16 protein-coding genes and 3 pseudogenes are annotated in these 25331 nt (G+C 71.4%); 6 read left to right on the top strand and 13 right to left on the bottom strand.

All coding sequences use genetic code 11. The features are described from left to right. Positions 1-3: 3 nt before the first annotated feature. From ACH4K1_RS21420 to ACH4K1_RS21400, 5 genes are all read right to left on the bottom strand, one after another. Positions 4-1584 carry an ABC transporter substrate-binding protein gene (locus ACH4K1_RS21420; RefSeq protein ID WP_398090859.1) on the bottom strand — a complete coding sequence of 527 codons (1581 nt, stop codon included), beginning with the start codon at positions 1582-1584 and terminating at the stop codon, positions 4-6. A 118-nt stretch (positions 1585-1702) separates the two neighbouring features. Then, positions 1703-2458, bottom strand: coding sequence for an SDR family oxidoreductase (locus ACH4K1_RS21415; RefSeq protein ID WP_398090858.1), 756 nt, complete (start codon positions 2456-2458; stop codon positions 1703-1705). 20 nt (positions 2459-2478) lie between these two features. Further along, positions 2479-3240: a 3-oxoacyl-ACP reductase FabG gene (gene fabG, locus ACH4K1_RS21410; RefSeq protein WP_398090857.1), complete on the bottom strand. Its 762-nt coding sequence runs from the start codon at positions 3238-3240 to the stop codon at positions 2479-2481. A gap of 215 nt (positions 3241-3455) precedes the next feature. Beyond that, entirely contained in the window at positions 3456-3836 is a 381-nt protein-coding gene (locus ACH4K1_RS21405) for a DUF3037 domain-containing protein (protein WP_398090856.1), read from the bottom strand. Continuing rightward, complete coding sequence (locus ACH4K1_RS21400; protein WP_398090855.1) at positions 3833-4711, bottom strand: HipA family kinase; 879 nt, start codon at positions 4709-4711, stop codon at positions 3833-3835. Before ACH4K1_RS21400 ends, ACH4K1_RS21405 begins: the two co-directional genes overlap by 4 nt. Before the next feature lie 526 nt (positions 4712-5237). On the opposite strand from ACH4K1_RS21400, the pseudogene ACH4K1_RS21395 reads away from it, so the two are divergent. Beyond that, positions 5238-5992: pseudogene (locus ACH4K1_RS21395) on the top strand (transposase family protein). A 203-nt stretch (positions 5993-6195) separates the two neighbouring features. Here ACH4K1_RS21395 and ACH4K1_RS21390 read toward each other — a convergent pair. The 4 genes from ACH4K1_RS21390 to ACH4K1_RS21375 form a co-directional block, all read right to left on the bottom strand. Beyond that, on the bottom strand, positions 6196-6543 hold the full coding sequence (locus tag ACH4K1_RS21390) for a hypothetical protein (RefSeq protein WP_398090854.1): 348 nt from the start codon (positions 6541-6543) through the stop codon (positions 6196-6198). A 992-nt stretch (positions 6544-7535) separates the two neighbouring features. Further along, the gene (locus tag ACH4K1_RS21385; RefSeq protein ID WP_398090853.1) at positions 7536-7823 is read right to left on the bottom strand and encodes a helix-turn-helix domain-containing protein; all 288 of its coding nucleotides are present in this window, start codon (positions 7821-7823) and stop codon (positions 7536-7538) included. A 253-nt stretch (positions 7824-8076) separates the two neighbouring features. Further along, entirely contained in the window at positions 8077-8418 is a 342-nt protein-coding gene (locus ACH4K1_RS21380) for a pentapeptide repeat-containing protein (protein WP_398090852.1), read from the bottom strand. 15 nt (positions 8419-8433) lie between these two features. Continuing rightward, positions 8434-8652 carry a hypothetical protein gene (locus ACH4K1_RS21375; RefSeq protein ID WP_398090851.1) on the bottom strand — a complete coding sequence of 73 codons (219 nt, stop codon included), beginning with the start codon at positions 8650-8652 and terminating at the stop codon, positions 8434-8436. Positions 8653-9078: 426 nt separating this feature from the next. On the opposite strand from ACH4K1_RS21375, the pseudogene ACH4K1_RS21370 reads away from it, so the two are divergent. The 5 genes and pseudogenes from ACH4K1_RS21370 to ACH4K1_RS21350 all read left to right on the top strand — a co-directional run. Next, positions 9079-9216 (top strand): annotated as a pseudogene (locus ACH4K1_RS21370) (helix-turn-helix transcriptional regulator); the annotation flags it as partial. 55 nt (positions 9217-9271) lie between these two features. Further along, positions 9272-10627 (top strand): hypothetical protein, encoded by a 1356-nt coding sequence (locus ACH4K1_RS21365; protein ID WP_398090850.1) that lies wholly within the window; start codon positions 9272-9274, stop codon positions 10625-10627. 359 nt (positions 10628-10986) lie between these two features. Further along, a complete protein-coding gene (locus ACH4K1_RS21360; protein ID WP_398090849.1) occupies positions 10987-11634 on the top strand; it encodes a transposase in 648 nt (215 codons plus the stop codon). Between the two features lie 94 nt (positions 11635-11728). Then, a pseudogene (locus ACH4K1_RS21355) lies at positions 11729-11929 on the top strand (helicase associated domain-containing protein); the annotation flags it as partial. A gap of 437 nt (positions 11930-12366) precedes the next feature. Continuing rightward, positions 12367-12642: a hypothetical protein gene (locus tag ACH4K1_RS21350; RefSeq protein ID WP_398090848.1), complete on the top strand. Its 276-nt coding sequence runs from the start codon at positions 12367-12369 to the stop codon at positions 12640-12642. A gap of 55 nt (positions 12643-12697) precedes the next feature. Here ACH4K1_RS21350 and ACH4K1_RS21345 read toward each other — a convergent pair whose 3' ends face one another. The 4 genes from ACH4K1_RS21345 to ACH4K1_RS21330 form a co-directional block, all read right to left on the bottom strand. After that, positions 12698-12892 (bottom strand): hypothetical protein, encoded by a 195-nt coding sequence (locus tag ACH4K1_RS21345; protein ID WP_398090847.1) that lies wholly within the window; start codon positions 12890-12892, stop codon positions 12698-12700. 493 nt (positions 12893-13385) lie between these two features. Continuing rightward, entirely contained in the window at positions 13386-13547 is a 162-nt protein-coding gene (locus ACH4K1_RS21340; RefSeq protein ID WP_398090846.1) for a hypothetical protein, read from the bottom strand. 108 nt (positions 13548-13655) lie between these two features. Continuing rightward, positions 13656-14375, bottom strand: coding sequence for a lonely Cys domain-containing protein (locus tag ACH4K1_RS21335; RefSeq protein WP_398090845.1), 720 nt, complete (start codon positions 14373-14375; stop codon positions 13656-13658). Positions 14376-14504: 129 nt separating this feature from the next. Further along, complete coding sequence (locus tag ACH4K1_RS21330) at positions 14505-25283, bottom strand: hypothetical protein (RefSeq protein ID WP_398090844.1); 10779 nt, start codon at positions 25281-25283, stop codon at positions 14505-14507. Between the last annotated feature and the right edge of the window lie 48 nt (positions 25284-25331).

Below are 25331 nucleotides of genomic sequence, written 5' to 3'. Positions count from 1 at the left end.
CGGCTACCAGCTGGCCTTGCGGTACAGCTCCCACAGCTGCATGACGGTCTGCGGGTCGAGGGCGCGCTCGCCGCCGCCGATGTCCTCGCCCGCGGCGACGTACAGCTTGCCCTGCCACAGCGGCAGCAGGCGGACGTCGTCGACGAGGATCTCCTGGGCCCGCTCGAACTGCTTGCTGACCGCGCCCCGGTCGCTCTCCTGCCGCGAGGCGGGGATCAGCTGCTGGGTGATCTCCTTGTTGATGTAGGGAGTGCCGGTGACGCTCTCCTTGCCCACGAAGGGGGCGACGAAGTTGTCGGGGTCGGGGAAGTCCGGGAACCAGCCGCGGCCGAAGACCGGGTACTCGCCCTTGTTGAAGCCTTCCTGGAACGTCTTCCAGGGCTCGCCCTCGATGGTGATCTCGAACAGCCCGGACGCCTCCAGCTGCCGCTTCAGCTCCTCGAACTCGGGCTCGGTGGAGGAGCCGTAGCGGTCGGTGGTGTACCAGAACTTCATCTTCACGGGCTTGGTGATGCCCGCCCCGGTGAGGATGCTCTTCGCCTTCTTCACGTCCGGGTCGCCGAAGGTGTCGAAGAAGCTCGTGGTGTGTCCGGCGATGCCCTTGGGGACCATCGAGTAGAGGGGTTCGGCGGTTCCCCGGTAGACCTTGGCGACCAGGGCGTCGCGGTCCACGATGTGGGCGATGGCCTTGCGGACGGCGGGGTTCGCGGCGGCCGGGTCCTTCGGGTTGAAGACCAGGAAGCGGATGTCGGCGCCGGTGGACTCGACGATCCGGAGACCGCCGTTGTCGTCCTTGTCGTCCTCCAGGCTGACGACCTCCTCGGCGGTCAGACCCCGGTAGGTGGCGTCGATCTCGTCCGCCCGGAGCGCCTTCACCATGTCGGCGGACTCGCCGAAGTAGCGGATGGTGACCGCTTCGTTCTTCCGGTCGGCGAAGCCCTTGTAGTCCGCGTACTTCTTCAGTTCGGCGGTCCGGCCCTCCTCGTAGGACTCCAGGAGGTACGGGCCGGAGCCGGTGACCTTGCCGTCCTCGCGGATCTTGTCCTTGGGGTAGTCGCCGGGGGCGACGAGCGACATCGCGGGCGTGGCCAGGATGAAGGGGAACGTGGCGTCGGACTTGTTCAGGTGGAAGACGACCGTGTCCTCGCCCTTGGTCTCGATCCGGTCCAGGGAGCCGAGCATTCCGGCCGGTCCGCCCTTGAAGTGGATGTCCACGATCCGGTCGATGGAGTACTTCACGGCCTCGGCGTCGAGCTTCTCGCCGTTGGAGAACTTCAGGTTCTTCCTGAGCGTGCACCGGTACGCCATGCTCGTGGAGTCGGTGAACTCGCAGGACCGCGCCGCGTCCGGCTCCGGGCTCGTGCTGCCGGTCGGGAAGCTCACCAGGGTCTGGTAGACGTTCCGCATGAGCTCCCAGGAGCTGTCCCAGGCCGCCGCCGGATCGAGCGTGGAGGGGGAGCTGGTCGTCCCGACGGTTATCTTCTGCTCCACCTCCGATCCACTGTCGGAGAGGAGACCGCATCCGGCCAGCAGAGAAAGGGAAGCTAGGGCTGCAGCAGCCTGCAGACTGGCCCGGTAGAACACGCGCACGCTCCTCGATCAGCCTTGGGTCGGCAGACCATACCGCAGCGCCCCGCCGGGACAATCCCCAGGCCCGGCGAGGCACTTGACCCAATCAGGGCCAAATCGGCTCAGGCCGATCTCAGCCCACGCTCGCGTTGAGGAAAATTCCTCCGTCGACCACGAGGGTCTGCCCGGTGATCCAGTCGGACTGCGCGGAGGTGAGGAAGGCCGCCGCGCCCCCGATGTCCTCGGGCACCCCGAGCCGCCCCAGCGGATAGGCGGCGGCAGCCTCCTCCTCGCGCCCCTCGTAGAGCGCCTCGGCGAACTTCGTCTTCACCACGGCCGGGGCGATGGCGTTGACCCGGACCACCGGGGCGAACTCGTGCGCCAGCTGGAGGGTCAGGTTGACCATCGCCGCCTTGCTCATGCCGTACGCGCCGATGAACGGCGAGGCGGAGACCCCGGCGACCGAGGCGATGTTCACGATCGCCCCGCCGTTCTCCCGCTGCCATGCCTTCCAGGTCTGCTGGGCGAAGCCGAGCGCCGAGATCACATTGGTCTCGTAGACCTTGCGGGCCACGTTCAGGTCGAGCTCCGCCATGGGGCCGAAGACCGGGTTCGTCCCGGCGTTGTTGACCAGGTAGTCGACCCGGCCGAACGCCTCCATGGTGCGCTCGACCGCCGCCGCCTGGTGCGCCTCGTCGTGCGCCTTGCCGGGGATGGCGATCACCCGGTCGGCGCCCAGCCGCCCGACGGCCTCCTTGAGGGCCTCCTCCCCGCGCCCGGTGATGGCCACCCGGTCGCCGCGCGCCACGAGAGCCGCCGCGACGCCGTAGCCGATGCCCCGGCTCGCGCCCGTGACGAGCGCGACCTTTCCGCTGTCCTGCACCGTCATGATGTCCGTCGCCCTTCGGGTCAGTTGAGGGGGCCGCCGGCCACGTACATGACCTGGCCGGAGACGAAGCCCGCACCGTCGCCCGTGAAGAAGGCGATGGCGTTCGCGACGTCCTCGGGGCGGCCGACGCGCTGGACGGGAATCTGGGTGGCCGCCGCCGCCTGGAACTCCTCGAAGCCCATGCCGACGCGCTCGGCGGTTTGCGCGGTCATCTCGGTGACGATGAAGCCGGGCGCGACGGCGTTGGCGGTGACGCCGAACTTGCCGAGCTCCTTGGCGAGGGTCTTGGTGAGGCCCTGGAGCCCCGCCTTGACCGCGGAGTAGTTGGCCTGGCCGCGGTTGCCGAGGGCCGAGGAGGAGGAGAGCGAGACGATCCGGCCGAACTTGGCCTCGACCATGTGCGCCTGGACGGCCTTCGCCATCAGGAACGCACCCTTGAGGTGCACGTTCATCACGATGTCCCAGTCGGACTCGCTCATCTTGAACAGCAGGTTGTCGCGGAGCACGCCCGCGTTGTTCACGAGGATCGTCGGCGCGCCCAGTTCGGCGGCGACCCGCGCCACGGCGGCTTCCACCTGGCCGGCGTCCGACACGTCGCAGCCGACGGCGAGCGCAGTGCCCCCGGCGGCGGTGATCTTCTCGACCGTGTCCTTGCAGGCCGCCTCGTCGAGGTCGAGTACGGCGACGGCGCGGCCCTCGGCCGCGAGGCGTACGGCGGTGGCGGCGCCGATGCCCCGCGCCGCTCCCGTCACGATGGCGACACGCTGCTCGGTGGTGGACATGCTTGGCTCTCCTCGCCCTTGGATAGCGGCCCAGCGGGGGCGGGGCGCTCCCTGACGGAAGACCCCGATGGCTGAGCAACCGCTTAGTACCTTCAGCAGTCGAGACGCTAGAAGCCCTGGCACCCCGTGTCAACGGCGCGCGCCCCGGCGGGCCGCACGTCACACCGGGCGGGAGCGCCCGCCGTTGTGCCGTGGAGGTCCCGCCGGGGCGTGGATCAGTACACGAGGAGGCCGAGCAGCCTCTCCACCTCGCCGGCCGGGTCGGCGGTGAGGCCGCTGTGCACGACGCCGGGCTGGACGACCGTGGAGCGCGGGGCGATCAGCCAGCGGAACCGGCGTCCGGCGTCGTCGCCGGCCGCCTGCCCGGCCTCTTCGCCGCCGCCGCAGACCTGTTCGACGGCGCGGAGGGCGGCCCGCACGCCCACGACGTCGGCCCCCGGGTCGAGCGCCCTGAGCTTGGCCTCGTCCAGGTGCGTACGGGCCGCGACGAAGGACCGGGCCCGGCAGTAGACGAGCACCCCGGCGTTGAAGCACTCCCCGCGCTCGACCCGGGGGACGACGCGCAGGAGGGCGTACTCGAAGACGTCGCGTGTCATCGGCCGGCCTCCTCGCCGGTACGGGCGGCTGCCGCGTCCCGGCCGTCGCCGGTCCCCTTCGGCCGGGGCGGAAGGCGGTCGGTGAGCCAGCCCGGGGCCTGGGAGGGCCGGGCCGCGGTCGGGGCGTCCAACGTGATCCGCTCGTGGATGTCGGCGGCGCGGGCGAGCAGCGGGGCGATGTAGGCCCGGCGCACCTCGTCGGCGGAGCCGAAGCCGGGCTCGTCGGCCAGCCATACGTCCGGCACGTCGGCGGCGACCTCGGCGAGCAGCCCCTCGGTGACCAGCGGGGCCAGCTCGGCGGCGGCGCCCGCGATGTCCGGCGCGAAGGGGGCCAGCACATGGTCGGACGCGTTGTACGGCTTGGCGGCGGACGCCTCGGCCCCCGGCCAGTTGTGGTGCCAGATCATGGTCGCGCCGTGGTCGATGAGCCAGAGGTCGCCGTGCCAGACGAGCAGGTTGGGGTTGCGCCAGGAGCGGTCCACATTGTTGATCAGCGCGTCGAACCAGACGATGCGCCCGGCCTCGGCAGACCCGACCTCGTAGGCGAGCGGGTCGAACCCGAACGAGCCGGGCAGGTAGTCCATCCCGAGGTTCAGCCCACCGCTGGCGCGCAGCAGCTCCTGCACCTCCTCGTCGGGTTCGGCGAGCCCGATGACGGGGTCCAGCTCCATGGTCACCAGCTCGGGCACCCGCAGCCCCAGCCGCCGGCCGAGCTCCCCGCAGATGATCTCGGCGACGAGCGTCTTGCGGCCCTGGCCCGCCCCGGTGAACTTCATGACGTACGTGCCCAGGTCGTCGGCCTCGACGATCCCGGGGAGCGAGCCGCCCTCACGCAGGGGCGTGACATAGCGGGTTGCTACGACCTCTTGCAACACTTTCCTAGGCTACCCATCTCTTCAACCTTGCAATCCACGGAAGGCTTCTCTGGAGCGTAGAGGCCGGGAACACGGGTCGATAGCTCTGGGGAGAATCTGGGGAGTTTCAGCCGGCAAGCTGACCTCCCGCGCTCCCCCAGCAGACCGTCGATGGTGCCGCGCCCCTTGCTGCCGGCCTCCGGCATGAAGTGAGCATAGTAACCGAGAGTGATCGCAGGCGAGGAGTGCCCGAGCCACCGCGCCAGGGTCACGACGGACTCTCCGGCTTCCAACATGATCGAGGCGTAGGTGTGCCGAAGCACAGGGAAGCCGCCTTTCGGAGCTGCCGCCCACTGCCAGGCTTTCGCCCCCTCGGCCCGCGGCGGGATGACGCCCGCCTTGGCCAAGGCGGGCTTCCAGGTGTAGGTGTTCCGTGAGCTGTTTCCAACCTGAGGGCGCTGGTTGCGTGTTGGATGGAGCTGCGGTACGACGAAGCTCCTGGTAGACGGGTTCACGACCAAGATCCACCGTCCGCCAAGGGCTTCGTGTGCTTGTCTACCCGTCGTCGATCGACCTGTCCAGCCGCACACTGCGCTACCTGAGCACTCAACTGCGTGCTCGGCGGCGGGAGATCGGGACGCGCTGGCGACGTCTGCCTGCGGACCGACAGGCCCTGCTCGCCTTGGCTCACCTGCGGTGCGGCGATACCTCCACCCAGCTCGCCGCCGGGTTCCGCATCGGCGCCGCGACCGTCTACCGCTCCATACACGAGGTCATCGACGTCCTGGCCGCCCTCGCGCCGACCCTGACCGAGGCGATGAAGACCATCCGGACCAAGGCGTTCGTGATCCTGGACGGTACCCTCCTGCCGATCGACCGGATCGCCGCCGACACCCGTACTACTCCGGGAAGAACAAGCGCCACGGCATGAACGTCCAGGTCCTCACCGATCCGTTGGGTCGGCTGCTGTGGGCGTCTCCCGCCCTGCCCGGGTCCGTCCACGACCTGACCGCCGCACGGACCCACGGGATCATCGGCGCACGTACCACGGCCGAGCCGAAGTGCTGGGCGGACAAGGCGTACCAGGGAGCCGGGCGGCCCGTCCGGGTGCCGTTCAGGGACCTTCGGCTCAAACGCTGGAAGCGTCGGCACAACAGCACGCACGCCAAGATCCGATGCCTCGGCGAGCAGTCCATGGCCACTCTGAAGGGCTGGCGCCTCCTACGGAAGCTCCGCTGCAGCACCAACCGCATCACCGCGATCGTCCAGGCCGTTCTCGTCCCCCATCACGCGTCAGCATGAGGTTGGAAAGGGCTCAAGGGCGAAGGGGCGGGGGTGGCTCCAGCCGCTCCGGCCTTGCCGTCCTGTGCGCCGGAGCCGGTCGGCAGGAGCGCGTTTCTACGTCGGCCCGGCTGCCTCTGGGAAGGCAGCCGGGCCACGGTGGCTTCAGCGGCCGGGTGCGAGGGCGCTGCGACCGGCCGTCGAGTGACGCCCGTGGGGTGTGCTCAGGGCACGAGGACGACCGAGTTGATCGGCGTCATGTTGTACGGGGCGGACTCGCCCACGCCGCGCATCACGTCGGAGCACCTGCCGCCGTTGTAGTCGTAGCAGACCCGGAAGCCGGCGCCGCCCGTCTGGTTGTTGACCAGTACCCGGTTTCCGGTGACGTTGGAGAGGTTGTGGGCGCCGTAGCTGTAGAAGATGTTCCTGTTGAGGATGCTGCCGTTCGTCTCGCGGATGCAGACCGCTCCGGACGGACAGGGCGTCACCGCTGAGGCGCTGGGAGCGGTGGTGAGACCCAAGGTTCCCAGCGCCAGAGCCATACCCGCCGCGGTCGTCGCCAGTTTGCGCATTTTTCCCCCTGGTGTTGGGGTGTCCCTGTCTGGGGCACCTTTGCACACAAAAGGGTAGCCAGCGATGGTCACAGGGCACCAAGGGATGGCAGTAAGTCAGCTTATTCCGTGCGGTGTTGTGGCGGATGTGCCCAGGGAGCCGAACGGCTCACCGGATGTACGAAGACCCATTCGGATACCAAGCCGCTCAGGGCGGAGGTCTGGTCCGGTGCCAGCCGAGAGGGCGTCGGACCGGTTCGGCCCTCGGCCGTACTGCGGGGACCGCGGCCTGACCCGCGCGCTCCATGTCGGGGGATGGTGCCGCGCCCCTGTGAGGCGGTCATCGCGGCGCCTTGGCGTCGACGAAGGCGTCGTCCACGACGCCCCGCAGGGGCGGTTCCGTCGGGGCCGGCCGTTTGACGGTCGCGTCCAGGACGGTGGAGATCTCGTCGTACATGCGGATGGATTCCGCTTCCCGGCTGCGCCCCCAGGGCGTCCCGCCACTCGCCCCTCCGTGCGCGTCGTAATCAAGTTCGCGCAGGTAGTTGGCCAGTCACCACCACGGCAGACGCGGGAATGATGGTCACCGGCGCATCTTCCCGGCCCCCGCACCGCTGCGCCGCAGAGCGGACGCGGATCACCCGATCGATCGGGTGACCGAAGAGCCGCCCAGCTCCGATCGGGCCGGCACGCCCCCGCCGATCCCTCCCGCTCGTACCGGCGCCGCGTCCCGGAAGGAGGTTCCGGGGCGCGGCGGTGGTCGTTCAGGAGGTGGTGACGCCCCATCCGAGGTCGTGGTCGTGTCGAGCGCTGCGCGGGTTCGGTGAGGTGGTCATGGGCGGAGCGTACGCTCCGCGGCCCGCCCGGAGCACCCCTCACGGCCGGGCGCCGAGAAGGTGCGGGCTTCCCTTGGTCGCCTGGCCGCGGAAGGTCTGCTGGCGGGGGAGGACGGCCGGGTCGAAGGAGACGGGACGGTCCACCGGCACGGGGGCGCCCCTGGGGCGCGGTGGTCGTTACGGGTGGATGGTGAGCTGGGCCGCGCCCGAGGCGGGGGCGCGGCGGCGGGCGGGCAGGCAGTGGACGGCGCGGTCGACGCCGACCAGGAGGTCGGGGACGGGGATGCCGTAGTGGGGGGCGAGCTTGTCGACGTCGGCCAGCGACCAGCTCGCAGCGCCGGCCTGCTTGCGGCTGATCTGGGCCTGGCTCAGGCCGAGTCCGGCCGCGAGGTCGGCCTGGCGCTCCCCGGCGAGACGCATCAGGGCGGCGACGGTGAGCCTCAAAGTGGCCTCTGTACTGGACATACGCGTACTCCACATCAGGCATGCGTCGAGATGGTGTGGCAGTTTCTGAGCATCACAGTCGGCGGTCGACCCCCGCCGTACGCCGGCGGGAGTTGACCGGATCCGCCGCGCCCGGCCAGGAAACGACGACGGCCCCTTGGGCGCGTCCGTCGTGGGCTGCGGCCGTGACCTGGACCTTCGGTCGGTATGCACGAGGTGGACGCGGGAAGGCTGGCCCCCAGTCCCTCGAAGCAGGCGGGGAGCATGTGAGCTTTTACCGGAAATCAGGCAACCGTGTACCGCCGTCAGTCCTGGCTGAGTCGACCTGCTCCTCCCTCATCTCCGCGCCGGTCAGGTCCGCGCCGCTCAGATCCGCTTTTTGCAGAGCTGCCTCGGAATCAGCGAAGTTCAGGGCGACGTTGGGGAGTTTGACGCCCTGAAGGTCGAGGAGGAAGGCGCCGTCCCGGGACGTGTCGCGGGTGGCCAGGACCGTGAGAGCGGCTTGGACATCGGCCGGGACGTCCTTGCCCTTCGCCGGGGGCTTGGCAGCGTGGGTGCGGATGTAGGTCGCGAGGACGTTGGCGATGGTGGGCTGGTCGCGGCGGGAGTCCTGCATGATCCGCTGCAGGGCTTAGATGCCGCCCAGCCGTACGTCCATCTTGTCCTCGCCGAGGTTTCCCACCGCCGCCGTGTACCGGTCGGTGATCTGCCCCTCCTTGGCCAGCGCGCGGTCCTCCCGTGCCTGCTCGTTGGCCTGCCGGGTCTGAACGTTCGAGTACCACAGACCCGCCACCGCCACCATGGCGGCCACCACGACGGTGACCAGCTCGATCCGGCGTGCCCAGTCCATGCCCTCCCCACGTTCACCCTGAGCGGGAGCGGGCGTGATCGGTGGCCGGCCGGAGGTCCGGGCGGCGAGGCGGGTGGTACGGCGTAACCGGGGGCGACGGGCAGGCGTAGGAGGCATACCTATATTCGATCTCAACTACTGCGCCAGCGAAGCACTTTGGTGATCGTGCCGCTCTGCATGCACTGCGGGGCGGTTTGCGCGCCTCGCCCGGTGCCGGCCGTGCCCCAGCCGGAAGTCCGTCGTTTTGCGCGACGGCGCGACCGACCGGGGCGTCACCGGGCGGCGGCGCGACGCATCGCCGCGAACGTGCTGTCGTCCAGCGGCCGGGAGGCGAGTACGGGCAGCCGGTCCGCCCCCGACGTGAGGCCGGTCTGCTCGTTCCGGACGGAGGTCTGCTCGCGCAGTTGCGCCGTACGCGAGGACGTCGGCCACAAGGTCCGCACCTGCCGCGGCCACTTCGCCGAACTCTCTGCCGCCCTCGGCAGCGGCAGCCACGCCCAACTCGGCTACCTCATCACCCGCTCGGGCGTCCTCGTCGCCCGCACGGCCGGCCCGGCGGACTGAAACCGGCCCTCCTTCCCCATACAACCATCCGCCGATCCCCGCAGTCTTGATCCCCGTGAAGAAGACGCTCATCGCCTCTGCCGCCGCACTCGGCGCGCTCGCCGCCGTCGCCGGCCCGGCCGCGGCCCCCGCCGCGGCCGCCTCCGACGCCCTGTGGCTCTGGTCCGACCCGTACGAGATCACCCTCGCGGGCCCGTCCGAGGACGGCTCCCCCGCACCGTCGCAGTCGCTGACCGTGCAGATCAGCCACGACAACACGGCGACCACCGTCCCGGTCGGCACGCTCACCGTCGACGCCTCCGGAGTCGCCTCGTTCGCCGAGGTCACCTGGCCCGCGAACTGCCGCCCGGAGAACGAGACCACCGCCGTCTGCTCCACCCCCGAACTCCCCGGCGGCGCCAACGCCCCTGCCGCGCGGATCGGCCTGACCGCCAAGCCGGGCGCCACCGACGGCAACGACGGCTACGTCCGCTACACCGCCCAGGCCGGCGGCATGAACGCCTACCCGGGCGAGACCTACGTCGCCGTCAACGACGGCCCCGCGCTCGGCCTCACCCAGGCCGAGTACCGCACCGGCATGGCACCCAATCAGCCCTTCGACTCCTCCGTCGTCCTCGGCAACCAGGGCAACCGCACCGCCGACCGCACCCTGCTCACCGTCTTCACCTCCCGCGGCATCCGCCTCGGCATGTCCGTCCCCTCCAACTGCGAGTCCACGAACGCCGTCATCGGCCGTACGTTCCTCTGCGTCCTGGACGAGCGGACGACCCCGGGCTCGTACCACTCCCTCCCGCTGAAGTTCCGCACCAAGGACATGGCCCTTTTCGACCGCGTCGACTATTCGGCGCAGCCCTACTCCGAGCAGGCGCTCGCCGAGGCCCGCGCCGGCCGCGCCTTCACCCCGGGCGCCGGCCCGGAGCTGAACCTCACCCCGGCCGCCGCCCCCTCCGACGAGCTCCAGCCGTACCGCAGCTTCACGGTGAAGACCGTCAACCAGGCCGACTACCGGCTGACCGCCTCCACCGTCTCCGGCGCGGCCGGCGACACCGTTCCCGCCACCGTCACCGTCCACAACGCGGGCCCCGCCTGGGTCGCCTCCCTCGGCGCGGGCGAACCCGCCGCGACCGTCGACATCGACATCCCCGCCGGCACCTCGGTCGCCTCCGCCCCCGACGCCTGCTGGTCCCAGTCCGAGACCCGCTACCGCTGCAACACCCCCATCTACCTCACCGAATCCGGCAAGCCCGCCACCCACACCTTCCCCTTCACCCTCCACATCAACGAGGTCATCCCGAACGCCACCGCCCGCGCCGCCCTCTACAACGACGCCTACGAACCCCCCGTCCGCGCCTTCGACCCCGACCTGACGAACAACACGGCCACCCTCACCGTCAACCCCTCGACGAGCTGACGCCCGCCCCCTCCGGCTGCCCGGCCCGACCCCTGCGCCGGCCCTGTACGAGCCGGGCAGCCGACCCCCGCACCGCCCCGGTGACCCCAGCCGCACCACCCGTGGACGACTGGCCCGCCCAGAGGGCGGAACGGGCGGGCACGGGCGCGGACCAAAGCGCCGAGCGCCCGACGCCGCCCTCCGCCATGCCGCCCGCGACTACCGCCGCCCCCTGACCGCCCTCGGCCTCACCTGACCAACCCGGACAAGACCACCTCACGCAACGGCCCGGGCTGTGGAGCCGAGGGCACTGTCACGTTGGCTGATCGGTGGGATGATTTTCTGGTTGATCAGGTTGGGAGGGGGCGTCCGTGGGGAGGGTGTCGCTGTCGTACCAGGGGCACCGGTATCCGGTCGAGGTCATCTCCCACTGGGTGTGGCTGTACCACCGCTTCCCGCTGTCCTTCCGCGAGGTCGAGGAGCTCATGCTTGAGCGCGGCGTGATCGTCTCCTACGAGACGGTGCGCCGCTGGTGCGCCAAGTTCGGGCAGCAGTACGCAGGTGCGCTGCGCCGCCGGCAGCCTCGGCCTGGGGACAAATGGCATCTGGACGAGGTCTTCATCAAGATCAATGGGGAACAGAAGTACCTGTGGCGGATCAAGCCGGTCAAGAGGCGTACGCAGTTCCTGGAGTTCTGCCGCTACCTGCGCAGCCTCTACCCGCCCGACGTCCGAATCGCGATCATCAGCGACAACTTTTTCCCACATCTGACCACGAAGAAGTGCCAGCGCGTCGGCACCTGGGCCGCAGCGAACAACGTCGAGTTGGCCTACACCCCGACCGACAGTTCCTGGCTCAACCGCATTGAGGCCCAGTTCACGGCCCTGCGCTACTTCGCCCTCGATGGCACGGACCACGCCGACCATAAAGAGCAGGGCAGCATGATCCGCCGCTACATCATCTGGCGAAACCGCCACGCCGACGACCGGCGCCTACGCGCCGTCGTCGACAGGGCGAACGTTGCCTGATGCGGCACTAGCTCGGCCCGAAGCCCTATCACCCCCCACACCAAACTGATCAGCCCAGGCCAACACACCACCCACTGATCAGAAAAACCGCCCCTGGACAGCAGCCAAACAGTTCTACGAACGCGAGGGACACCTCCAGGTCCCCAGGAAGCACGTCGAGCGAATCGTCGGCGACGACCAGGAGAAGCGCGAGCACAAGCTGGGCGCCTGGATCGGGAACCAGCGCAGCAGGGCCGCGCCCCTGACACCGGAACGGATGGAACAGCTGTCCGCGATCGGAATGCGCTGGTCGTGACGGGCACAGGCAGCTGCATCAGCGACTGAAGATCATGAACAGGACGACTGTCGCTACCACACTGATGAGCAGAGACCCCAGGCAGCCGATCCGGTTACTGAAAAAGAACATGCCACCCGCTTACCCAGAACTCGTGATCGCATCAGCGGTTCAGGGGCCGAGAAGCCGGCAGTCCTCGGCCGGGTGCGTCCGTGGCGGCGCCTGGGCGACCGGGCGGCCGACCAGGTCCGCTTCACCGACACGTGGTTCCGGGGCGGCGCCGGGCGGCAGGCCGTCGTCGTCCTGGCCCACGCCGTCACTACGCCGCGCGCGATCCGCAGTGGGCGGCGCGGCGGGCCCGGGAAGACGAAGGAGGAACGGCATGAGCACGGGGTCGTACGACGCGGACGCCTACGGGCAGGAGCTCGCCCCGGGTCCGCCAGCCCCGGGACGAGGCTGTGAACACCCGCCTGAAGGCGTTCTGCGCCCTGGCCGCCGCCGGGCTACCCGCCGGACGCGCGGACGAGCTCGTCGCGCGGCTGGAGGCCGGAGTGGTCGCCGGGGCCCACACCTGGATCGTCGAGAGCCACGCCCCGACGGAGTCGAGGAGCGGTTCGGGGACTGCTGGGACGCGGGTGTACGGGCGGTCGCCGCTTACGTGCTGCGGCCTGGCTGGCCAGGCCGCAGCCCAGCGCGACCGCGCCGTCACCCACCAGCCCTCCCCCACTCGGTAGCCCGTCGCCCCGGCCGGGGCGACGGCACGGAGCCGCTGTCCGGGGCCGCGCGCCGTCAGTGACCGGAGTCCCGGGAGCTGCCGGACCGGCCCGTCCGCTTGCGGACGGCCACGGCGAGGACGGTGCCCGCAGCGACTCCGGCAAGACCCCAGGGAATGCTGGGGTGTCCGTCGTTCAGGTCGTAGCCGATGGCGCAGCAGAGCAGGAACAGGGCGAAGCCGTACACGAGGGCCAGCTGCCTGTGGTTCATGGTGGTCCTTCCGGGGTCAGATGTGCCGAGAGGGCCGGATGACGGGTGTCGTCCGGCCCCGTCAGGGTGCGTCGGTCACCGCTTGAATCCGCCTTCGCCGCCCTGTGCTCGCTCCTCGCCGCTGGAATGGTGGCCCTCAGTCTCCCAGAGCGGGGGCGGCGGCAGGCCCCGCACGGGCGGGCTAACGGCCCTTCCATCAGGAGCGGAACCGCGCGAGCCATCCCCCCTCCCTCTGCAGGGGCACAGCTTGGTCGTGCTCCTGGCGTTTGGGCCCGGCCTGCTCGGCTTGGCGTTCGGCGGTGTGGGCGCGCTGCTTGCAGTCGTCGCACAGGTGCGGGTGGGTCTCGCGTGGGGTAGCCCACCCTGCAGGCTCGATGATCTTCCACCGTTCGTCGGTGAACCGGGTGCCGCAGTCGGCGCACACCGGACGGCGGGCCTCTTGCTCGGGCTTGTGCTGTGCGGCGATGCGGCGCAGCTCCTCCTTGTGCTCCCGCTAGCGGGCGGCGTACTCGGCCTGCTGGCGAGCGTCGGCCGCTTCGCGGCGCGGGTTGCCGATCGTCTCGAGGAGCGTCTGATTGTGCGGCCGTCCGAAGCGCCGGAAGACCGCTCCAGCCGGGCCGTGTTCCTGAAGCTGCTTCATGCCGGTGACGAGCACACGACCTCCCGTCCACGCGGCCCTCGGCGACGCCCGCTCGCGGCCTCGGGCGAGCAGTTCACGCGGGCCCGCGCGGCCTGGTCATGGTGCGCCGGCCGGGTCGAGCACCTAGCCCGGCTCGCTGAATCCCCAGGCCCCCGCCGCCTCACCGGGACGGTGCTCCGGTGAGACGACGGCCGGGCCGCCCTCCGTCTGCGGGGTGAACCGCAGACGGCCGCTGGGGGCCCAGGTCGTGCGGCCGGTCCGGTCGGCGACCGCGCGAGGCAGATCCAGGCCCCGTGCACCCGCCTCCGGAACCAGCAGGACCACGGGAGTGGCGTCCGGCAGACCGGCCAGCAACGGGTCCAGGGCGAGCAGTTCGGCGAACACCTCCGTGGTCACGCGGTGCGGGGTGCCGTCACCGTCCAGCACCACGACGTGGTCGTGGCGGCCTTCGGCCGCCAGGACGACGTACGGCGCCGGGTCGGCCTCACCGAGCGGGGGCACCCCGTACGGCTGCTGGGCCACCCCGACCGCCTGTGACGTGTCCAGTTCCCTGATCCTGCCGCCCGTCCAGTTCCTGCCCCGGCTGCCACCGGTCCGGGGCAGTGTGCGGGCGACACAGGACACCCCGTCGAGCACGAGTCGGAACGCGGCGAGGCCGGCGAGGCTCCGGGCCCCTTCCACGTTCTCGTCGAGTGCCACCCGGAACAGCTCGCCTCGCTGCACCTTGGTCACGGCCTCCCGCTCACCCAGACCGAGGACGTACCGGGTGACCGCGTCCAGGTCGAACGGGCCCTCACGCAGAGGCGATCCGGTCACGGCCCGGCGCAGCGCGTCCAGCCGCACCAGGGTCTCGCGCAGTGCCGGACAGAGCGGGGCCTCGCCGATCCCGGGACCGTAGAGGTCCTCCAGGATCCCGGTGGCGGTCCGGCTCGGCGGACCGGCTGTCCTCGTCGCCGTCCTCCCAGTCCATGATCATGTCGAGGGAGTCGACGCTGCTCCCGGGGACGAGGGTTCCGGCGAGTCGAGCAGCAGCCGCGTGGGCGCCGAGGTGTCGGGCTCACCCCGCTGCACCCGGATGAGCCTGTGCTGCTCGGGCGTCAGCCCCAGTTCCTCCACGGGCAGTTTGTCGCGCAGGAGCGCCGCCTGTGTGGACTGCGCCAACGACAGCGTCATGCCGATCGCTTCGAGTTCCGCGACCGACACCATCCCCTTCAACGGCACCGCCGGCGGTGCAACGACGGGGGCGGGAGGCTGACCGGACGGCGCCGCCGTAGCGGTCTTGACCTGTTCGGGCACGACCCGCACGCCGAGCCGTTCCGTCAAGAGCTCCGCCACCTCCCGCAGCCGGCCCGCCGCGACGTCCGGGCCGGGGCCGGGCCGGGCGGATTCGCTCCTGTAGCGGCCCAACTTGTCGTTTACCGTCCACCGCTTCAGCTCCGGGCTCCACCGGACCTCGCCGGACCCCCGGCTCATCCCGGGCTCCGACCGTCCGGACCCCCCGAACCGGGCCGCGATGCCCGTGTGCCCCAGCTCGTCCAGGTCCTTCCGCAGTCCGTCCGCCGTCAGGTCCGGAGCCACGCTCCGCATGCCGGCGAGCAGTGCGTCGGACTGCTCCGGCGTGATGATCCCGCTCGGCTGCTCGCTGCCCAGCAGGATCTGTCCGTCCTCGGTCACCGTGTAGATCCACACGGTGTCCGGGTTCGCCGTGACCAGCAGATCGGGATCGACATCGTCCAGGGGGATCCACAGCGGATTCACCCGTACGTCGCCCTCACCGTCACGCTCCTCGGGCTTGACGCGCTCGGGGGCCACACTGTCGCCGTAGACGAGCAGGTCATGCGCTTCGGCGCTGCTCCCGTTGTAGTGGTCCACGCCGTTGTAGTGCACCTCGATCACACGGGATGCGCCGCTGGGGCCGGCCCGGCGGGTGTCGGCCAGACGACCGTCCCAGGCCACCTCGACCCGGGCCCCGAAGGTATGGGCGAGCAGGGGCAGGAAGATCTCGCCCACGTCGGTGATGTAATCCTCCTCCCAGCGGGCGACAGCGCGCATGACCGTACGCATCTCCGCGTCGTCCAGTGGAGCCGCGCTCGTCGGGTACAGAACGGCCAACTCCGCGCGCAGTCCCGCCTCCGAGCGGTCGATCAGCATGTCCGCGTCCACACCGTGGTGCGCGAGCAGCGAGACGAGCCCCGCCCGGTGCAGTCCCGCGATCCGGGCCCCGAACTCCGCCGTCGTCGACAGGCGCAACTGCCCGATGACGGATCGGGGCAGACGGCCTCCGCTCCCGGTCACATGGGCCTCGACGGCCTTGCGCATCGCGCTCACGACGGCGGTTTCCGGGCCGCCCGGGTAGTGCCCGGTGGTGGACTGGACGACCGCTCTGCCGCTGAGCCCCCCGCGCACGGCGTCGGCGTCGCCGAGCCAGGCGTACGCGGCGGGGGCGGACTCCGCCAGAGCGGGCAGCCGGCTGCGTACGTATCCGGGGTCGCTCGCGATGAATGAGTGGAAGAGACACTCCCCGGTGACCGGAACCCGAACGGGCCGCCCCCTGGCCGCACCGTCCGGAGGCAGGGCAGACGAGGGCTGCACCGGCTTCGGCTCCGGCTGAGTCCTGGCCTCCGTCTTGTCCTGGACCTTCGGCTCCGGCTGAGTGCTGGCCTCCGTCTTGCCCCCGGCCTTCGGCTCCGGTTTCGCGTCCGTCACCGCCCCCTCCCGTACCGCCAGTCGGTAATGGCGGTCCGCCAGGCTGAGCACCACGTGCGGCCGCGGGCTGCCGGGCGGCAGGCCCAGGGCCCCCGCCAGGTGGCCCGTGGGATCGGACGGTCCCGGGCCGAAGTCCTGGAAGCGCCCCGCGTCGTCCACGACGGTGATGTCCACCCCGAACGTCCGGGCGGCCAGCACCGGCAGCAGGTCGGCCGCCCCGTGGTTCCAGCCCGCCTCGCCCTCCGTGTTCCCCGGGCGCATCAGCTGGGCGACGGCCAGCGCGGCCCGGGCCGCCGGGTCCGGGGTCACGGAGTGCGGCATCAGTCCGCCCAGCCCGTCGAACTCGCGGCCTGCAGGAGTGTCCGCCGCCAGCGGCCCGGCCCCCCGCAGCCCCGCCCCGGTGACTTCGGCGTCGCTGAAGGCATCCATGGCATCGGGGGCGACGGCTTCGAGCAGGTCCGCGTCCGAGGGGTCCATGAGCCTGGCGGTGAGCATCCGCAGCACCGCGTCGGCCGCCGCACGCCGGTCGCCGAGGTCCACCCCCTGTTCGGTGAGCAGGCCGGGCGCGCTCCTGCTCAGCCCCTCCACCAGCGCGTGCAGGAAGGCGTCCCCGTCCTCCGGCACCTCGTGCAGGGCGTACGTGACCTGGTCGGGCGAGGTCAGCCGGGCGTCCGGACCGGTGCCGGTCCTCGTGTACGCCGGGAGCGCGGGCGGCACCGGGGGCGCTGGCACCGCGGGCTTCAGGTAGGTGACGGCCGGGGGCTCGGTCCTGCCCTCCAGGCGCTTCCGGCCCTCGACGGTGGCCGCTTCCTGGTGCCACCGGGTGAGCTGGTCCGTCCCCGCCCTCACCCGGTGGTACTCGGCCGCGGCGTCCTCCGCCGTCGTCCTCAGTATGCCGAGCAGCGTGCGCCGGTTACCGAAGGCGGTGACGGCGGCGTCGTGCCGCCGGGTGGCCGCCCCGACCCGGCGGTCCGCGGTGGCAAGCGCTCTTTCGGCCGTGTTCACCCGCCGGTCGGCCGCCGCCTTACGCTCCCGCAGGGCGGCGATGTGGACCTCGGCGGGCGAAAGCCGTTCCCGGAAGGTCCGTTCGGCGGCCGCCAGGGCCGCACGCGCCTCCGCCATCTCCTCGCGTGCCAGCTCCGCCCAACCATCGTGGGCGGCCTCACCGGTGTCCGAGGCCTCGGCGGCTTCGAGGGCTTCGCGGGCCTCGCGTATCGACTGCTGACCGGCGCTCCGTATCCGGTCCATGCGTTCCTCCGCGGCCTCCACGGCGTTGTGGGCCGCCTCGGCCACGTCGTACGACTGGGCCAGCCTTCGGCGGGCCGCCCCGGCGGCGGTCTCCGCGTCGTCGAGCGCGATCCGCGCCGCGTCCCGCTCCTCCCTCCGGCCGATCGCCGAACGGCGCTTCTTCCAGTACGCCTTGTCGGCGTCGACCCACGCCTTGCTCGCCTCGCCCACCGCGTCCCACGCGGCACCCACCCGGGCGGGGAAGTTCGTGTCGTCGATCAGGCCGAGTTCCCTGGCGACATCGTCCCTGACCCAGGTCAGGGCGTACGCCTCCGAGCCGACCGCCTTCGGGCCGGGCCTGACATGGCCGAAGGTGCCTCCGACGAAGCGTCCGACTCGGGTGTCCTTGATGCCCCGACGCACATCGGCGACGCTCAGCCACGAGGTGGGGACGGCGAACAGGAACACCCGGCCCGTCTTGGGTTTCGTGTTGATGGAGGTCAGCTGGTCCGCCGAGGTGGGCAGGGTGTCGCCTTCAGCGGCGTACGGCCCGGTGCCCGACCCGCCCATCTGGTGCATGCCCGTCTTGTCGGAGCTGATCAGCACGCCCGCCCCGAGCGCGGAGTCCTGGACGTTCTCCCGTCCCACGGACGACGCCGCGCCGGCGCCGGTCCGCCGGAGCATCTCCATCTTCTGGCCGTCGGCGACGGTCAGCAGCCGGGCGCGGCTGAAGTCGGGCTTGGCGTACAGCTCGAGCTGAGCGCTCTCGGTGCTGACGATGTTCTTCTCGGTCAGCCCGGGGACGCCGTATCCCTGGGGCGTCACCGCACGGTGGTAGTAGGCCGTGAGCGCGGCGTTACCGGTCCCGTCCTCCAGCGCCTGGGCCGAGCCGGTGCCCAGCCGGGTCAGCCCGGTGTCCCTGGCCCGGCGTGCGGCATCAGGTCCGTCCACGGAGAACCCCGCGTCGTACGACAGGGCCAGCGCGTAGGTGTTCGCCACCTGGATGTCCGCGAGGCCGACGATCCGGCGCACGTCGAAGCCGGTGGCGGGGAAACGGAACGGCTTGAGGGTGCCGTCACCGTGCAGGGTGTCGGGCCCCAGCACGTACGGCGGGACGCCCTGCCTCGGTGCGGCGAGCCCGGTCAGGTCCGGGGGCGGCAGCAGATCGGCGTCCGGCTCCCCGTCGGGGGCCATCAGGCTCAGCGGGACGTGCTCGCGCAGGGTTCCGGCGGAGTGCGCCACGCTGATGACCTGCTTGCCGCGGAACCGGTCGAACCCGGTGCGTACGGGCCCCCGTCGCCCCGGTGCCGGGTCGTCCGCCTCCAGCGTTATCCGGAGCGTGTAGGGCGTGGCGATCTCCGCGTACGGTTCCGTCGAGGCCGCCCGGAACACGGTCAGGGTGGATTCCGTACGGCTCTCGCCGTTGGACTTCCGGTCGGAGCCGGTCTCCGTGAACGTCGGTCCCGCCGCCACGGCCCCCGTGGGGTTCTCCGTGTGGACGGCCTCCCCGACGAGGTAGCCGAAGTCGGCACCCTTCGTGGACTCGGCACCTTCGGTGACCGTCTCGATGGCCCGCCGGTTCTCCTCCATCTCCACGCTGTGGTCCAGCATCTCGAACGTCGGCGTACCGGGTTCGAGCTGGACCCTGATCCGGATCTGCCGCTTGCCGATCCGGACGCTGTGCCAGCCCCACGCTCCGGTGCGGGCCGGGACCGAGGAGCCGCCGCCCGTGGTCTCCTTGTCCAGGGATCGCAGGACCCGGGACGAGACCAGGGTGCGGACGCGCTCCCGGCCGGCGTCGTCCAGCCCGAGCACGGCCACCTGCTGTTCGAAGGCGGCGAGCGCCGCGGTCGGGTCCAGCGCGTTGACGGCGTACGTACCGAAGTGGTCGTCCCGCAGCCACGGTTGCGGGGACCAGCTGTGGCGGGTGTAGCGCGGCACCTCGCCCATGCCGTCGTCGATCAGCCCAACGAGGTGGGCGCTCTTCTCCGGCACATGGGCCAGCCAGCCGCCGGGCACGGTCGTCATCCGCCCGGCCGCCGCGGCGATCCAGTCGGGAACGAGCGGCCTGCCCGCGGCACCGGAGCCGAGCAGGCTCGCCGTCAGGGCCAGCCAGTGCTCGGCGGCGCCCGACACGAGGACCTGGTGGCCGAAGCCCTTGCGGTTCATGTCGTGGACGAAGGAGCGGGTCACGGTTCTGCTCGACTGGTCCGCCGTCGACCAGGGGCTGGCGACCAGGCCGTAGGTGCCGAGCAGTCCGGGCCCTGCCGCGTGGGAGCGCGCGTAGACGAGCTGCCCGCCGACGAAGAAGGTGCGGGTCTTCGTCAGCTTACCCGCCGTCTGGCCGGTGCCGCCCAGCACCATTTCCGTGTCCATCGGCACCGACCCGGTCAGCGCCTGGATGCCGTCCACCGCCGTCAGATGCCGGAAGGTGGCCCAGAGCGTGGCGTACGGGCCCTTCCCCATCAGCCCTGAGGCACTCCAGCCCAGCGGCCCGGAGCTCTGGTCGAAGTTGGCCGTCAGGTACTGCGGCTGGAAGGCACGGAGTACGGCCTCGCGGGTCGGCGCACCCTCCTCGGTGAGCTGCCAAGCGCCGCCTGACCCGGCGGCCATGGCCTGCCCGAGTGCCGAGACCAGGGCCGGTGACGGCATCACGCCGATGGTCAGGAACGGATGGTTCTGCAGGTCCCGGAACATCTGCGAGCCCCGGCCGTCCGGTGTCACCGGGCCCGGGTCCCCCACCAGGTCGGAGGCGCGCACCAGGCTGCCCGGCCTGGACAGGTCGCCGAGGGCGAGTGCCCGCGCCCGGTCGGGCCGCAGGGTGCGTACCGGCTGGAGGGCGACGCTCGCGTAGGGGTTGGCAGCAGCCCGGCGGTGCGGGTCCACGGCTGGCGCGTGCGTGCCAGGGATGCTGATGAGCACCTGCCCGGTACGGTCCCCGCCGCCCACCTGACGGCCGCCGGGGGCCGTACCGATGAGCAGGTCCTGCGGCTGCCGGAAGACGAACGGCTGGGTGCCGAGCAGCCCCAGCGTCGCTGTTCCGCGCAGCAGGCCCCGGAACCGCCAGTACCCGCCGCGGTCCACGGTGATCGAGAGGTCGTAGCGGTAGAGGTGCGACGGACCGGCACTCACCGTCATCGGCTCGTACGTGGCCGTCGCGCCGAAGCTGGTCTCCTCGTCGGCCTGCCAACCCCAGCGCACGCCGGCGCTCGGCCCGCCCGCGTTGTTCGGTGCGCCGATGTCGTCCGTCAGGGGGTCACGGAAGGCGATCAGCCCCTCGACGCCCGCCTCCCCGATGCGCTTGGCGCTCTTCTGGCCGTCCACCCGCTCCACACCGACCGAGCTGTAGCGCAGCTTGAAGTCGTCCTGCACGCCCTCGAAACGGCGGTTGGTCAGCTCCCCGTGCAGCCAGATGTAGCGGTGGCCCTGTCCGATCCGGCCCGGCTCGTTGAACCGGATCCGGATGCCGGTCGTGGTCAGTGCCTCCAGGTTTCCCGCCATGCTCCGGTACGACAGGGCGCTGAGGACCTCCAGGGTGTTGGCGAGGGCCGTGCGGTACTCGTCGTCGTTCTTCCACCGCGTCGTCGGCGCGGGGCGTGCGCCGGCGGACGGACCGGGCGGGCCCAGAACTGCGTTCGCCCGCTCCCGCCAGGTCCTGTGCTCCGGCGGCGCCAGCTGGTCGAGCCGTGCGACCAGCCCGGGATAGGCCGCCGCGAGAGCCGTCAGCACCTCGTCGGCGAGGGTGTCCAGGAAGGTGCGCTCCCGTCCCGTGGCTCCGGTCGGCCCGGTCTTCGTACCGTCGCCGAAGGCGAACTCCTCCACCCGGTGCATGCCCAGGGTGGGCGGCCTGTCCGGGGTCAGGTACGCGGGGGCGAACGGTTCCGGTGCTCCCGCGCGCAGCGCACGCCGCAGGCCGTCGTCCCAGCCCGCCAGCCGACGCGCCTCCGTGCGGGTCATCCGGTCCACGCTCCAGGTGTGGAACTGCTGCGGCCGGGAGCCGCTGCCGCTGCGCTGGACGTACACCGTCTTCCGGACCAGGTAGAGACCCGTCGCATCGCCCTTGACCTGGCCGGCCGTCTTGATCGCCCCGGAACCGCCGAGGCCGGCGGTGCGCGACACGGAGAAGAGGTATCGGAACGCCGCGCCGAACTGGAGCCGGAGATTGAGGGCACCGTTCCCCAGGTCGAAGAAGTTGAAGGCCGGGCCCGCGACGCCGTCGATTCCGAAGGCCGCCGTCTTCTGGACACTCCGGTCGTTGCGTACGGCCAGGGTGTTGATGTCGCGCATCTCCGCGTCGGGCGTCTCCGTGATCAGCGTCGCCCGGCCTGGCACCACATCGACCACGAAGACGCCCAGCGGCGTACGGGTCCTGTCGTCGGCGAAGAGAGGCACGGTGGTGACCCGTCCCCTGGACAGTGCGGGGCTCTGCCGCTGGAAGCTCAACGAGGAGAAGAAGGAGTTGAGTTCACCGTAGGCGGTACTGCCCGGTGCCACGCCGATCTCCTGGGCCGCCCAGTCCCGCATCCGGGAGACGGGGCCGAACCCCTCCGTCCGGACCAGCCGGTAGGCCGACTGCCGGCCGAGCTCCATGGAGCGGGGGATGCGCCCGGGGGCGGCGGTCGCACTCATCACGCTGTCCGGCAGCCGTACGGACAGCCCGTCCCTCACCGCGAACCCGAAGACCGCGGGCTCGGGACCGCTCACAATCCTTCCGTCCGCATCGGTGACCCGCAGGTCGTAGTAGACGTGGTCCAGATACACCCGCGAGCCGTCGAGCGCGCGGGTCTCCGTCTGGCTCGTCCCCTGTTCGGTCTGTCCGTATCCCACCCGGTCGGTGAAACCGAGCCGCAGACCGAGCCGGCCGAAACCGCTGAATGCGGCCGCGCCCACGGGCCCGATGGGCCCGCCGAGCGCGATCTGGAACGCCGACTGCATGGTCTTGCTCTGCCCGGCGGTGAAGACCGAGCGGTGCATCCCGTCCACCTTCACGGGGCTGCCGTAGGTGTCGGTGAACTGTTCCCAGTCGCCGTAGTGGCGCGCGACGACCGACAGCTTCCGCGCACTGCCGTCCTGCGCCGTGTACGGGAACACGCGCCCGTCCCCGGCCAGTGTCTTGGGCTCCTGGGTGAAGGCGTACGTGACGTCGGCCATCAGGTTCGAACCGGCCGGGCGGCCTTTCTTCGGCTGCTCGGGCCGCACCCCGTCGGACCCTGTGGACAGCAGCCGGCCGATCTCGGCCAGCGCCTCGCCGGTGCCGCGCAGGACGACGTCGCTGTGCCCGAAGGTCATGCCGCCGGAGACCAGTTCGAGGAGGACCTCCGGAGGGGCGTCCTGCACGAGCTCCTGCACGTCGTCGATGTACGCGGGCATCCGGGAGCCGTCACCGAAGTCGGTCCGGTCCCGCCGCCCGCCGAGCGGCCGGGGCAGGTCCCGGTCCAGCACGGGGGGCCGGGTGCTGGGGAGCACGGGCACGTACGGCTCGGCACCAGGGGCGCTGCTGGTGGTGGCCGGACGGCCGACGGGCGGCGGGGAGGCCACGGTCGCCGTCGCGGACACGGTTGCCGTCGCGGTCGTGCGCGCGGATGCGGATGTGGGTGTCCTGGCGGGTGTGGGCGTGAGGTCCCCGATGAGTGTGCTGATCAGCTGCAGATGGCGGCCGCGCAGCCCGCCCTGGGCCAGCCCCTCGGGGGCCGGGCGCCGGTAGTCCCCCAGGAGGCTCCCCTCCACGTCCGGGCGTTGAGGTGCGACCGCGTGCCGGGACTCGTCGCGGAGGCCGAGCATGTGCGTGATCTCGTGCGCGTAGTCGACGGGGTCGGCATCCGCCCACCAGGCGGACCGGGTCATCTGCTGGTCGCGGCCGACGAATTCGACGTTGAGCCCGTTGGGGTGCGGGTCGCTCTCGACGCGCACCACCGTCACATGCAGGAGGTCACCGTTCGGCAGCCGGTGGCCCGGTGCGTTGATCGCGGTATCGACGCCGCTGAGCACCTTCGCCCAGACGCCGTCGGGCATCCGGTCCGGGCTGCCGACACCGACCTCGACGGTGAGGTCGGTGACATGGTCGCCGCCCACCCCGAAGCGGCGTACTTCGAACTTCGACCTCACCACGAACTGAGTTGTCCGACCCTGCTGTTGCGGATCCGGTGGCGTCGACACCGGGTCGACCCAGGTGTGCGAGCGCGGCACCGGTTCCACCCCGGCGCGCGCCGCCTCCCAGGCGGGCGACCCGGGGGCGGCGTCGGCGGTGGTCCCTGAGACGGGGCCGGACGCCCCTACCGCCTCGGCCCCGTCCGGGGCCAGGTCGGCATCCGGGCCGGAGAGGCCGGGCAGGTCCCCCTGCTGGGGCCCTGCCCCCGGAGCGGGCAAGGACGACGAAGAAGTCGCCAGAGCGGTCGGCGGGGAAGGGGAAAGGGGCGGGGAGGACGACGGTGAGGACATGCCGGGGAAGCTCGACGACGTAGCGGACCGGCCGTCGGACGCCTCGGCCGACGAGGTGTCCGGCGACACGGCCGGTGCTTCCGGCTCCGTTGTCGGCACCGCCGGTGCGTCGTGGGCCCCGGCCCGCCGTTGCTCGGGGCGCACCGGATCGGCGATGGGCAGGGAGGGCTCCGGCGTCGGCCCGGTGAGCGCGTCCGCGCCTGTTTCGGCGTCCGTGCCGGTGTGCTCGGCCGGGGCTTCGCCGCTCAGCGGTGCCGCGTCCGGTTGCGGTGCTTCGGAGGAGGTACGCAACCCTGTCGGGGGCGCCGGGTCACCTTCGGGCACGGTCGTGTTCGTGGTCGTGTTCGTGTCACGGGGTGCCGGGGTGAGCGACTGGTCCGTACCGTCGGACAGGTACTCCTGACCGTTTCGGTCGGCCTGCTGGTCAGGCAGGCCGGTCACATCGTCGTCTGTCAGGCCTGTCGCGTCGGTCCCGTCTGTCAGGTCGGTCCGGGAGGACTGCTGTGACTGGCTTCCCGGCGTACCGGGCGATGCGTTGTGAGCCCCGGGGGCGGATGCGGGTGCTGTCGTGTTCGGGCCGGCCGAGGTGCCCAGGGGCGTCGGCGCTGTGACGGTGTCGGATTCGGCGTCGGTTGCCGGTGGGGCGCCGTTCACCTGCTGGTGTGTGCCGTGTTCCGTGCCCGGCTGGGCGCCGGTGTTCCGGGCGGGCTGTCCTTGCCCGGGCAGGTCCTGCCCGGTGGTGTCGTGAGGGACGTCCCGTGTCCCGTCTTGGCCGAACGGTGCGTCGCCCGGATCGGTATCCACGTGCGTGGCGTCCATACCGCCCGGGGTGTTCGAGTCCGGTGCGGTGGAGGAGCCCTTCGGCGTGGTGAGCCCCTGGGGGAGGTCACTTGTCGATCGTGGCACGTTCGAAGGCGTGTCCGGCGTGAGGCCGTCGGTGAGGTCCTGCGGCGTGAGGTCCGGTGTCGTGAGGTCGGCGTTCGAGACGGACGACGGCCCGGAGGTGTGCCCGGACGGCAGCGTGGACGGGGTGAAGGCCGACGAGGTGGACGGCGGCACGTAGGGGGCCGGTGGCCCGCTCGGGTCGCTGAAGCTGTTGCTGCCGTTGAAGCCATTGCCGCTGTTGAAGCCGTAGCCGCCGAGGTTGTTCGTGTCGTTCGGGCTGTTCGAGTCCCGGGTGGTGAGGTCGAAGGGTCCGGACAGTACGTCGCGGCCACCGGTGGGCAGGATGTTCAGCGCGGACGGCGACGTGTACGGCGGCGGGGCCGTGTACGTGGGCGGCGGGATGCTGAGACCGCTGCCGATCCCGCTCGGGAGTTCGGTCGAGACGGTGTCGGGGAAGGAGGCGGCGGGGCCGGGGGTGAAGAGGTCGGCGTTCACCGGCGGAGGGCTCTTGACGCCCGGCCCGCCCGCGGGGCCGCCGGACTT

The sequence above is a fragment of the Streptomyces sp. NPDC017448 genome (genome assembly GCF_044330565.1).
Lineage (GTDB): Bacteria > Actinomycetota > Actinomycetes > Streptomycetales > Streptomycetaceae > Streptomyces.
Note: the sequence above shows the minus strand (reverse complement) of the source record. Positions and strands in the feature narration are given on the sequence as shown.

Coding starts and splice junctions, on each gene's coding strand:
- ACH4K1_RS21375 (WP_398090851.1), bottom strand. CDS start 8,652: ATGGACTGGGCACGCCGGATCGAGCTGGTCACCGTCGTGGTGGCCGCC.
- fabG (WP_398090857.1), bottom strand. CDS start 3,240: ATGTCCACCACCGAGCAGCGTGTCGCCATCGTGACGGGAGCGGCGCGG.
- ACH4K1_RS21380 (WP_398090852.1), bottom strand. CDS start 8,418: ATGCAGGACTCCCGCCGCGACCAGCCCACCATCGCCAACGTCCTCGCG.
- ACH4K1_RS21385 (WP_398090853.1), bottom strand. CDS start 7,823: ATGTCCAGTACAGAGGCCACTTTGAGGCTCACCGTCGCCGCCCTGATG.
- ACH4K1_RS21415 (WP_398090858.1), bottom strand. CDS start 2,458: ATGACGGTGCAGGACAGCGGAAAGGTCGCGCTCGTCACGGGCGCGAGC.
- ACH4K1_RS21405 (WP_398090856.1), bottom strand. CDS start 3,836: ATGACACGCGACGTCTTCGAGTACGCCCTCCTGCGCGTCGTCCCCCGG.
- ACH4K1_RS21390 (WP_398090854.1), bottom strand. CDS start 6,543: ATGCGCAAACTGGCGACGACCGCGGCGGGTATGGCTCTGGCGCTGGGA.
- ACH4K1_RS21345 (WP_398090847.1), bottom strand. CDS start 12,892: ATGAACCACAGGCAGCTGGCCCTCGTGTACGGCTTCGCCCTGTTCCTG.